Below are 11,284 nucleotides of genomic sequence, written 5' to 3' on the forward strand. Positions count from 1 at the left end.
TGAAGTCCCGAACGGAGCTGGAACTAGCATTAAAAGTCCTTCATCCAGTAGGATGAAGGACTAACAATTAAAAAGTATCATTTAGAATTGTGACTAATTGATTTTATTCAAAGTAAGCCCACTGATGAACCCCTACAATGCTATAATTTCTCGCAAGTATTTGCCGAATCCACTTTTTTGATGGTACCAGCTGACACCACTCATAAATAACATTAGTCGTAATCCTTTGATCCGGAAAAAGTATCATAAATTCCTTAACAGCTCTTAGTACAGCATCCCCAACCAACTCTTTATGCCCACACTTTTTACAAATGCATGTCCTGCCTTCAATTACAACAGAAAATGACTCGCAGACTTTACAAGTAGTCCCTTTTCGTAAATCATCGAAACGATAACTCGGAATCTTAGAATAAGGGGATTTGGTGATGTGTAACGACACTAATAGATCAGCGATCCTTTTCTGCTTTTCATTTATTTTTGAGGGATTAGCATCCAATGTCCCCATGTAATTATTAATTTGTGTCGGTAAAATAGCTTGTAAATTAAGGGGTGCTTGGTAAAGGGTGAAAGTGGGATTGATAAAAACAACAGAAGCAACGATTGGGAGTTGACATCGGTGGTTGCGAAGTAACTGATTTAACAAAGTTTCGCTTCTACTTAATTGGAGGAGGGGATTGGTCACTTCATGTTTGGGCTTCTTGAATAGTTTATTCGACTCATAAAAGTAGTCACTTTCAAAGTTTTTCACTTCGTAAAAATTAATTTTCCCATCGATAAAAATAGTGGTATCAATTTGGAAGGTGGTGTTGTTTATCTCGAGTAATAAATCATTTAACACTAAGCATTCGCATTGAAGTTTTTCTGTTAAAGAATCAAATAATAATTCTCCTTCGTACCCTTTTTTCTGATTAATAAAGTACTGTTTGTCCTTGCTTGATAGCTCTGATCGCTTGTTTAAAATTTCAAGAGTAATTAATTCGTCCGATTTGGTCCGAGTTTTAAAAATCATATTCCACATCCTTTTCTAGTATTCAGGTCCATTATATTTGAAAATTTAGTAGATTCAAAGGGGAATTTAACAGAAAAAGACCTGCAACAAAGCAGGCCTCTCAACCAATTTATTTCTGCACTACCAACTTTAACGTAGTCCCTTTCCCGACCTCAGACTCCAATGTAATGGTTCCGCCTATGCCTCGGGCACGTTCTTCCATACTGAAAAGACCGACGCCGTTTCCTTTTACTTCACTAGTAAAGCCTTGACCGTTGTCAATTACTTCAACGTCAACGTCAGACTCTCCTTCATGAATCTTAACAACCGCATCAGACACATTTGCGTATTTTGCGATATTCGTTAACGCCTCTTGGACCACGCGATAAATCGTTGTTTCCTTATGGATATCAAGGCGCGACTTTAATGTACATTCAAACTCCACATGAATTCCGTAATGCTGGGAGTAATTTTCGATATACTTTCGAAGAGCTGGCACAACCCCTAGATCGTCCAGAACCGAAGGGCGAAGCTCCCAAGCTAGACTGCGAATATCCTCCATCATAAAAGAAACATCCTGGCGTATGCGTCCAAGACGCTCATCCGGTTTTTCACTAAGCAATTGATCAAGCTGAATCAATAACGAAAACATACTTTGTCCAATTCCATCATGAAGTTCACGCGAAAAACGTTTCCGTTCTTCTTCTTGGATACTGATGACCCGCGTCATCATATTTTTTAACTCTTCTTGCGTTTCCTTTAAAGCGGTGACCTCGTGACGAACAGCTAAATATTGATTAGGACGTCCATTATCAGATAAAATTGGAACAATTGTTGTATCGACCCAGTAAAAGGAACCGTCCTTCGCTTTGTTTTTAATTTCGCCCTTCCAGACATGGCCAGATCCAATCGTACGCCACATTTCCTTCCAAAATTCCTTGTCATGGTGACCGGAATTAATGATACGGTGGTCTTGTCCAATTAACTCTGCCTTCGAATACTTCGAGATTTCACAAAACTTGTTATTAATGTATTGAATTTTTCCTTGACGATCAGTGATCGCCACTATCGATGATTCATCCAGTGCAAATGTTAAATCTGCAAGATGCCGCAATGATTTTTCAACATCCTCGCGAAACTTCGAATCTCCAATATGCTTTTCTAGCTCAGCAAGGAGGGTAACAACGCTGGGACCGCCAATTTCTGATTGGTGTTTGAGTCGATCAATTTTATTCAAAATGTAGCAATCCTTTCTTCATTGCATATTTCACCAGTTCAGGCCGTGTTTTCAAACCGAGTTTTTCCATCAAATTACTTTTATGAGATTCAACCGTTTTTACACTAATTACAAGATGCTCCGCGATTTCTTTATTGGAATATCCCTTTGCAATCCATTCAAGTACCTCTTTTTCACGCTCAGACAGCACAGCAAAGGAATCTGCATTATCCCCATTTTTGACACGATCTAGATAGCCACTCATTAACACCTTTGTTGCAGAAGGTGTTAAGTAAGCATTGCCTGAAGAAACAGACTCAATTGCCCCTAGCAAATCCTCGTGTGGAGCATTTTTTAAAATATAACCAGATGCTCCGGCTTGGATTGCTCTGAATAAGTATTCCTCATCATCATGCATTGTTAAAATCAAAATTGCTATATTTGGCATAAGTTCATGAAGCTCCTGCGTTGCAGTTAACCCATCTTTTCCGTGTGGCATGCTTAAATCCATGAGCACTACGTCAGGGTTTAACTCCTTTGCTTTTTTTATGGCTTCATCACCTTCAGATGCTTCCCCAATGACCTCTATATTATTTTTACCGTTCAACAGCATCATCAGCCCTGAACGAACAACGGCATGGTCGTCAACAATCAGTAGTTTCACCACAATAATCCTCCCCATATCCACAATATTCTTATTATACCATGTTCGCTAACCGATTTTGAGTTCAAGAAATTGTTACAAATAAGGGGATTTTCTATCAAAGATAGGGGGGTTCCCTGATATGTTTTAAATCACAGTTCTTCTACAATGAGTATAAGTTAATCGATTGAGGAGGAGTTCGTATGCAGGCAAGAGCTGCTGCAGTCCAAAAGAAGCAGTCACCGGCTTATAACAATGCATTTGCTTCAAAGTTTGCCAAGTCCATGTTTTTATCAGTGTTAGGGCTGGTTATTTTATCTTTTATCGGAACAAGAATGTTTACACATGTTGATTTAAATCTTTATGGCTATATGGTTGGAACCATTGTTTTTATTGGGGGATTCTTTTATCGCTTCATTGCATGGGGAGAGAGGCCACCTACTAAAATCATCATTAAAAAAGGCTTAAAACTAATCTTTCGAAAATCAACACCAAAAACATCAGTTGAGCATTTAGGTACATACAATTTCATCTGGAATAGGGGAATTTACCGATGGACTCAACATATTTTAATCGGTTGGGGTTGTATCCTATCTTGTTTTGTTACATTTCCGCTTGTCTTCGGTTGGATGTACTTCACAATGGATGACAACGGCTATTACAACATCATTGCGATGGGGATCAAACTAATGACTGTTCCAGCGGACGGAATCATCGCAAATCTTTCCTATAATGCATTAAATATTACGGCTGTCATGGTTATCACCGGGGTTTGTATGGCACTTTACCGTCGTGTGAAAAACTTTCAAGCAAAAGCGGAGCAAAAATTTATCTATGATTTGATGCCTCTTTATATGCTGTTATTCGTGAGTATTACCGGTTTACTTTTAACCTTTATGAACATTTTCTTACATGGTGCAGGGCAGCCAATGATGTCCTTGATTCATCAATGGTCAGTGATTATCACATTGATTTACCTGCCATTCGGAAAGCTTGCGCATATTCCATTCCGTCCAATGAGTGTGTTGGCGAGAAACTACCGTGAGCATTATGCCGAAAAAGAAACAAAGCAATGTAAGGTTTGTGGAGGGGGCTTTGTTTCTGTTGAACAATCTCAAGATGTCATCAATGTACTTGATGTGAACGATATTCATTTTAAAACAAGTGAAGGCCATCATTTAGCAGAAATGTGTCTTCCATGTCGTAGAAAATACCGGATTGCACAATTTTCCGGCTTCCCGACCCACGAGGTAAAAGTCAAGGAGGCAAATCAAAATGCAAAAGGTTAATTTTAGGAACGAAAGAGATCAATTTTTTAAAGAGGTTGAAAACTTAAATCATCCAAATGAAAAGTTAGTTAAAACGCACTGTAGCTATTGTGCGATGCAGTGCGGGATGAACTTAAGAGTTAATACAAAAACGAACGAAATTATAGGAGTAGAGCCACGATATGATTGGCCGGTCACGCTTGGAAAGATGTGCCCAAAAGGAGTGACTGCCTATCAACAAGTTAACCATAAAGATCGGATACTGAAACCTCTCATTCGTGATGATCAATCACTTAAAGGGACGAAAAATGGATTTAGGGAAGCAAGTTGGGATGAAGCTTACGATCTAATCGTAAAGAAATTCACCAAGCTTAAGGAAAATTATGGAAAAGACTCACTTTCAGTGTATAGCGGGGTTTCAATGACAAATGAAAAGTGTTATTTAACCGGGAAATTTGCTCGTGTTGGATTGCAAACACGCTATATTGATTATAATGGACGATTCTGTATGGCAAGTGCAGCAGGCGGGTTAAATCGCTCATTGGGTATAGACAGAGGTTCGACCATTCCGTGGACGGATGTACATGAAACGGACTGTATTTTTCTTGCTGGCAGCAATACAGCTGAATGCCATCCGACGATGATGTTCAGAGTTTGGGCCATTCAAGAACGAGGCGGTTATGTGATTGTTGCAGATCCAAGAGAAACACCTGTTGCAAGAAGAGCGGATCTCCATCTTGATTTAAGAGCTGGCACCGACCTTGCGCTTGCAAACGGGATATTAAATTTACTTATTCAAAATGGCTATACAGATGATGAATTTATTAGAAATCATACAAATGGCTTTGAAGAAACAAAAGAACTCGTTAAACAATTCACACCAGAATATACGAGTTCAATTACAGGTGTAGCCCCTGAAAAAATTATTCGTGCGGCAGAGTTGTACGGGAAGGCTCCAAATGCAATTGTCATGTTTGCACGTGGTATTGAGCAACAAATTAAAGGGGTAGAAAATGTTTCAGCCTATACGAACATGGCACTCGTTACCGGGAAAATTGGTCGTGCAAAATCAGGTGTTGCGACAATTACTGGGCAAGGAAACGGTCAAGGCGGACGGGAGCATGGACAAAAAGCCGATGCTTTACCTGGATATCGTAAAATTGCTAATCCCGAACACGTGAAGTATGTATCAAAGGTGTGGGGAATTGAGCCAGAAGAAATGCCAAAAGAAGGTGTATCCGCTTTTGAAATGTTTGGTTTAATGGAACAAAAGACCATTCGTGCTTTATACCTTTTGTGTTCAAATCCTGCCGTTTCTGCGCCGGATCAGAACTATGTTCGGAAGCAGTTGAAAAACTTAGATTTCATGGTCTGTGTTGACTTCTATCTTTCAGAATCCGCTGAGTATGCTGATGTTGTGCTTCCTACAACAACTTGGGCAGAGGATGAAGGGACAACAACGAATGTTGAAGGACGGATAATCAAGATTAATCGTGCCCAAATGCCTATAGGGGAATCGAAACCAGACTGGGAAATTCAGGTGGAAATTGCGAAGCGAATGGGACGAGGCAAATATTTCTCTCATTTAAAAACTGCTGAAGATATCTTTAATGAACTACGTGTCGCCTCAAAAGGCGGAACGGCTGATTACTATGGAGTAACATGGGAAAAGATCGACAAACAAGACGGCGTGTTCTGGCCTTGTAAAGATGAAGATGATCCCGGAACACCACGTTTATTTTTAGATAAGAAATTCAATCATCCGGATGGAAAGGCAAAAATTTTCGCCATGCCATACAGACCATCTGCGGAAGAACCCGATGAAGAGTACCCATTACGCTTAACAAACGGTAGGGTCGTCTATCATTATTTATCAGGGAATCAAACGAGAAGAATTCAATTCCTTCATGATATGTGCCCAGAACCATATGTAGAAGTTCATACGGAGACAGCTGCAAAATACAATATTGAACACGATGAATCTGTCCGTCTCTATACTCGTAGAGGAGAAGCAACGTATAAAGTGAAAATTACAGAGGCCATTCGGAAGGACACAGTGTTTGTTCCTTACCACTGGGGTCATGAAAAATCTATTAATCTATTGACAATCGGTGCACTTGATCCAATCTCAAGAATGCCGGAGTTTAAAACGTGCGCTGCCCAGATTGAAAAACTAGTTGCAAAGAAGGTGAAGTAAATGCAAAAGAGGCTGTATTTAGAACTTGAAAACTGTATTGGTTGCCGCTCTTGTCTTGCGGCTTGTACACAGTGCGGAGGCCATGAAGAGCGGAACCGAAACTATGTGTATGATGTTAATCCGCTTGTGAACAGGCAGACAATGCCTCTTATGTGCCTTCATTGTGTAAATCCAGCGTGCGCAAGAAGTTGTCCGGCACAAGCGATTCAAATCCATGAGTCAGGTGCGGTGTTATCTGCGCTCGTTGAAAAATGTATTGGCTGTCAAAACTGTACAATTGCTTGTCCATATGGAATTCCAAAATTCGATGAAGAACAGAACTTAATGTACAAATGTGACCTTTGTATCGATCGCTCAAAGGATGGCATTCCTCCAATGTGTGCAAGTGTTTGTCCATCAAACACCATTCAATGGTTGACAGATGAGGAAATCGAAAATAAGAAAAAGCGATACAATCTTGATAACGGAAAATGGGTTACAAGCATGCCGCTTGAAGGAGAAACAAACGTAAAAATTAATTTACCTGGTATTTTACAGGGCATTGAAAAGTTATTTTAGAAACATCCGCTAAGGAGTGAAGGGAATGCCGTCTGATAAAAACAATAAAATCCCATTTAATGAGGATAATTACACGCATAATATTAACCGCAATAGTGAACGAAGCCTTGACCGCCGTGGCTTCATGAAGACATTGGTTGGGGCTGCAGGGGTGTTTGCGATTTCGTCTTTGCCATGGGGTGCTGTGGCAGCAAAGGAATTAATGGGGCTTGGTGAAAAAGAATATCCCCATAAAAAAATAATCGACGTAAGTAAGTTGGCTGTTGGGGATTCTACTAATTTTACATTCCCAGGTGACCATGATGATGCGATTTTAATTAGGCTTTCCGACAACAAATATGTAGCTTATCAAAATGCATGTACCCATCTTCGCTGTCCTGTATTTTGGGTGAAGAAGGATGGAGAAATGGTTTGTCCATGCCACCACGGGAAATTTGATGTAGAAACTGGAGCACCGACAGCAGGCCCGCCTCGACGTCCATTACCAGAAATCCAGGTGAAGGTTGAGAACGGTGCAGTTTATGCAGTAAGGGTGAAGCGTTATGAAGCGTAGTTACCTAGGCGTCTTTATCCTATCTGTCATCTTGTTTTTAAATATCATTTTTACACAAAAAATGGTTCACCAATATTTTTCTGAAAACTATGTAAATACGCTCATCTTTTGCGGCTTAAACATCGTGTTGTTCCCGGTCGCGTGGGTTGTCTATAAAAAGTTGAAAAAGGCGTGACATATACATGAACAGTGAAACCTATCTTGATTTTTGTTTTATAAGAGATGCAACCGGAAATTTTACAGTTGAAGTAGACGAACTCTTAAAAAAGCTTTTTAAGGGAGTACGGTTGAATTGGTATTTAGAAGAAAAGACCGAAGAAGGTATTGAAATTGTTATCGCTGAAGTGAAGGGCATGAGTAGATGGCAAACAGAGGAAGAAGCGATTGAATATATCGAAACACATGCGGAACGTACCTTTTGGTCCTATCTTCAAGGCTATAAAATGTTCATTTATCCTGCTAAGAAAGGGTGCAGCAGCTGTGGAGTTAACTGAAATCAAAAGCTTAGAAACGTTTATTTTAGGAAACGTAGTAGTTTCTATATTGGATGAAAACGGGGAGGATAAAGCCCCATTTGTGAAAAAGGAAATTATTAAAACGGAGCTTTGTCCAGATGGGACTCATCTCCGTATCTATTTTGATCGACTCCAGTTTTTTGCTGTCCCTTTAACAGCAGAAATAGCCATAAGCGACGAAATTTGGTCGGCATTTGACCAGCAAGCGGGATTAACCTATGTGATAAAAAAAGGAAGTGAACAACATGGTTAGAAAAATCCAACTTCCCTTACAAACATTAAACCTTATAGCCGGTTTTATGATCTGGGTACTTATTTCATCCCTTTTACCGTTTATGAAAGAGGATATTGCAATCCCTGAGAACCAACTGGCATTGGTCACTGCTGTCCCTGTTATCCTTGGATCCATTTTAAGGATTCCACTTGGATATTACGCAAACCAATTTGGGGCAAGAAAAATCTTTGTACTTAGTTTTATCTTATTATTATTTCCAGTTTACTATATTAGTATAGCGAATTCGGTAGCGGACCTCTTAGTCGGTGGACTCTTCCTTGGGATCGGGGGAGCGGTTTTCTCAGTTGGGGTTACATCGCTGCCAAAATATTATCCGAAGGAAAAACACGGATTTGTTAATGGAATCTATGGTGCAGGTAACCTTGGAACCGCGATTTCAACGTTCGCAGCACCTGTAATCGCAACAAAAATTGGCTGGTCTTCAACAGTTCAGTTATATTTAATTATTCTTGCGATTTTTATTGTAGGAAACTTCTTTTTAGGAGATAAAAAGGAAGTAAAGGTTCAAACCCCGTTGATGGAACAAATCAAGGGTGTCTATAAAAATGAAAAACTCTGGTTGTTAAGTTTATTCTACTTTATTACATTTGGATCTTTTGTAGCTTTTACAATCTATTTGCCTAACTTCTTAGTGGAGAACTTTGGTTTAGATAAGGTAGATGCAGGGGTAAGGACGGCAGGATTTATCGTGCTTGCGACTTTGATGCGTCCAGTTGGCGGATGGCTAGCTGACCGTTTCCATTCTCTCAAACTATTAATGTTTGTGTTCGGCTGTTATACCGTGTCTGCGATGATTTTATCGTTTGCTCCATCAATCGGATGGTACACAATCGGTTGCTTAACAATTGCTTTCTGTGCTGGAATGGGAAATGGGGTTATTTTTAAATTAGTACCGATGTATTTCCAAAAGCAANNACGGTATTGTTTCTGCAATCGGAGGGCTAGGAGGATTCTTCCCGCCTATTCTCTTGGGAATTCTCTATCATGTCAACGGGCACTATGCGATTGGATTTATGGCCTTATCTGAAGTGGCATTAGCAAGCTTAATTCTTGTGGTATGGATGTATTTTCACGGAAGAATGGAACTGGCAAAACAGGTTATCGATCATACGGCAGAAGGAATCATGGTTACTGATTTGCATGGAAAAATTATTTCTGTAAATCCAGCTTTTACAACCATTACTGGTTTTACGGAGGAAGAAATTATTGGCAAGAAACCAAACGTCTTAAAATCTGGTAGACAATCGGAGGAATTTTACGGCGATCTTTGGAGAAGGATTGAAACAGAAGGCTTCTGGCAAGGACAGATTTGGAATAAGCGCAAGGACGGATCAAATTACCTGCAATGGTTAACAATCAGTGCAATTAAAAATGATTCCGGGGATATCGTGCAATACGCCGGTATGCTGAGTGATATGACAGGAAAACAAGTTAAAGAAGGTTAAAATAAAAAAAATGAATCCTTTCGTGGGATTCATTTTCTTATTGTAGAAAAATCTTCAGCAACTCTTTTTAGGAACTCTATTTGTTCTGTTGTGTATTTTACTTCCGTGCGAGAGCCGATCAGTAGGACTGCAGTCACCTTACCATTCATATGAATAGGAACTGCAACAGCTGAAACTAGGTTTTCGGCAAGCATGATCGGGTATTGGAGTCGAGTACGCTGTCGATCTGGTGTCCCAATATCCAAAATCATGGTTGTGCCAAAACGGACAACAGAGCCCGATAACCCTTTGCCGGGTCTAATCACCATATTTTTAAAGCGGTTATTTGTAAATCCATGTGCATATTCCCAGCGGATTGTCTGATTTCCTTGATCAACATGTGCAATCGCAGAGAAATCACTTGAGGTGTTCGTACACAAATCATGAAGTTTTTGTTCAATTTCCACTTGTATCGCTTCCATGAGAATCTCTCCTCGACCACTGTTGGTGAATTCTTTATTTGAAACGTTAATTATTTTTATCTTCTTATCTATTGTAAATCTTTTTAACGTGATTGTATGTCAGGGAATTCCCTTATCTTTATTGCTTAAAAAGATGATATTTAGACCTGATTTAGGGGAGATTCCTAGGGAGGATGCATGGCTAGGGGGAAAACACTGGAAATTAAATAGGGGAATTTCGTGGGAAAGTTCAGGAATTCCCCCGATACCCTGTTTTCGCTATTCGCCGTATGATTATAGTATAAAGTCATAGCGGGGGGATTCAAAATGGCAATGATTGTACAGAAACTAAATAGCGAGATTCCTCACATTGAGTCAGTTAATGAAAGCATTGTTCAATTTCTATCTGAAGAAAATTTAAATAAATTACAAAGCATTATGCGTATTCGAAAAGTAGCAGCAGGAACTCATCTTTTTTGGGATGGTGAGGAAGCTGAAAAAATGTACTATATGATCTCTGGGCGAGTGAAACTTCGTGCATCCTCAGAACGAGGGAAAGACATCTTATTATCCATTAAAGAAAAAGGAAGTTTAATTGGAGAATTTGGCGGCTTCACTGAAAAACTTTACTATAATTACCGCGCAGATGTAGAAGACGCAGCTGAGATCGGCATTATTCATATCAATGATTTGAAAAAATTATTATACCAATTCGGCAATTTTGCAGTTGAGTTCATGGGCTGGGTTGGTTGGACACAGCGCATTATGCAAAACAAATTATACGATTTCCTATTCCTTGATAAACAAGGTGCACTTGCATCGACATTAATCAAATTAACCACAACACATGGTGTCAAATGCAAGGATGGAATCCTCATTGGAATCGAGTTAACGAACAAAGATTTAGGTGATTTCATAGGCACTACCCGTGAAAGTGTCAATCGTCTTTTAAACGGCTGGAAGCGGGAAGGAATTGTTGAAATGTATGACCATAAGATTGTAATTTACCGAATGGATCGTTTATATGAGATTAGTGAGTTTTCAGGTGGCGTGCATTAATTTATTATAATAAGAAAGCGCGTGGATCCGGCAACCAATCCCCGAATCCATGCGCTTATTTGTTCAAATGTGCCTTAGCGTATTTGCGCCCGATTTTTAGGCCCACA

General features: G+C 39.7%; 12 protein-coding genes and 1 pseudogene. 9 read left to right on the plus strand and 4 right to left on the minus strand.

Features of this window, described 5'->3' with window-relative positions:
* Nucleotides 1-103 precede the first annotated feature (103 nt).
* From V7147_RS12325 to V7147_RS12335, 3 genes are all read right to left on the minus strand, one after another.
* A complete protein-coding gene (locus V7147_RS12325) occupies nt 104-1,009 on the minus strand; it encodes a nuclease-related domain-containing protein (RefSeq protein WP_335368160.1) in 906 nt (301 codons plus the stop codon).
* 109 nt (nt 1,010-1,118) lie between these two features.
* Nucleotides 1,119-2,225, minus strand: coding sequence for a PAS domain-containing sensor histidine kinase (locus V7147_RS12330; RefSeq protein WP_335368161.1), 1,107 nt, complete (start codon nt 2,223-2,225; stop codon nt 1,119-1,121).
* Nucleotides 2,218-2,871, minus strand: a complete 654-nt coding sequence (locus tag V7147_RS12335; RefSeq protein ID WP_335368162.1) for a response regulator transcription factor — start codon at nt 2,869-2,871, stop codon at nt 2,218-2,220. The genes V7147_RS12330 and V7147_RS12335 overlap by 8 nt, the downstream gene beginning before the upstream one ends.
* 179 nt (nt 2,872-3,050) lie before the next feature.
* Here V7147_RS12335 and V7147_RS12340 point away from each other — a divergent pair, with 179 nt between their 5' ends.
* The 8 genes and pseudogenes from V7147_RS12340 to V7147_RS12375 all read left to right on the plus strand — a co-directional run bounded on the left by V7147_RS12340 (nt 3,051) and on the right by V7147_RS12375 (nt 9,678).
* Nucleotides 3,051-4,136, plus strand: a complete 1,086-nt coding sequence (locus tag V7147_RS12340) for a hypothetical protein (RefSeq protein ID WP_335368163.1) — start codon at nt 3,051-3,053, stop codon at nt 4,134-4,136.
* On the plus strand, nt 4,123-6,312 hold the full coding sequence (locus V7147_RS12345) for a molybdopterin oxidoreductase family protein (protein WP_335368164.1): 2,190 nt from the start codon (nt 4,123-4,125) through the stop codon (nt 6,310-6,312). The genes V7147_RS12340 and V7147_RS12345 overlap by 14 nt, the downstream gene beginning before the upstream one ends.
* On the plus strand, nt 6,313-6,870 hold the full coding sequence (locus tag V7147_RS12350) for a 4Fe-4S dicluster domain-containing protein (protein ID WP_335368165.1): 558 nt from the start codon (nt 6,313-6,315) through the stop codon (nt 6,868-6,870).
* 25 nt (nt 6,871-6,895) lie between these two features.
* On the plus strand, nt 6,896-7,423 hold the full coding sequence (locus tag V7147_RS12355; RefSeq protein WP_335368166.1) for a Rieske (2Fe-2S) protein: 528 nt from the start codon (nt 6,896-6,898) through the stop codon (nt 7,421-7,423).
* Entirely contained in the window at nt 7,413-7,598 is a 186-nt protein-coding gene (locus tag V7147_RS12360) for a hypothetical protein (protein ID WP_335368167.1), read from the plus strand. The genes V7147_RS12355 and V7147_RS12360 overlap by 11 nt, the downstream gene beginning before the upstream one ends.
* Before the next feature lie 7 nt (nt 7,599-7,605).
* On the plus strand, nt 7,606-7,917 hold the full coding sequence (locus V7147_RS12365; RefSeq protein ID WP_335368168.1) for a hypothetical protein: 312 nt from the start codon (nt 7,606-7,608) through the stop codon (nt 7,915-7,917).
* Nucleotides 7,904-8,191: a hypothetical protein gene (locus tag V7147_RS12370; protein WP_335368169.1), complete on the plus strand. Its 288-nt coding sequence runs from the start codon at nt 7,904-7,906 to the stop codon at nt 8,189-8,191. Before V7147_RS12365 ends, V7147_RS12370 begins: the two co-directional genes overlap by 14 nt.
* A pseudogene (locus V7147_RS12375) lies at nt 8,184-9,678 on the plus strand (nitrate/nitrite transporter). Before V7147_RS12370 ends, V7147_RS12375 begins: the two are co-directional and overlap by 8 nt.
* Nucleotides 9,679-9,707: 29 nt before the next feature.
* On the opposite strand, the gene V7147_RS12380 reads toward V7147_RS12375, so the two are convergent.
* Nucleotides 9,708-10,139, minus strand: a complete 432-nt coding sequence (locus V7147_RS12380; RefSeq protein WP_335368170.1) for a GAF domain-containing protein — start codon at nt 10,137-10,139, stop codon at nt 9,708-9,710.
* A 306-nt stretch (nt 10,140-10,445) separates the two neighbouring features.
* On the opposite strand from V7147_RS12380, the gene V7147_RS12385 reads away from it, so the two are divergent.
* Nucleotides 10,446-11,177, plus strand: a complete 732-nt coding sequence (locus tag V7147_RS12385; RefSeq protein ID WP_335368171.1) for a Crp/Fnr family transcriptional regulator — start codon at nt 10,446-10,448, stop codon at nt 11,175-11,177.
* Nucleotides 11,178-11,284 lie beyond the last annotated feature (107 nt).

It is taken from the genome of Bacillus sp. JJ1521 (assembly GCF_036965165.1).
In the GTDB taxonomy this organism is placed as follows: domain Bacteria; phylum Bacillota; class Bacilli; order Bacillales; family Bacillaceae_L; genus Ferdinandcohnia.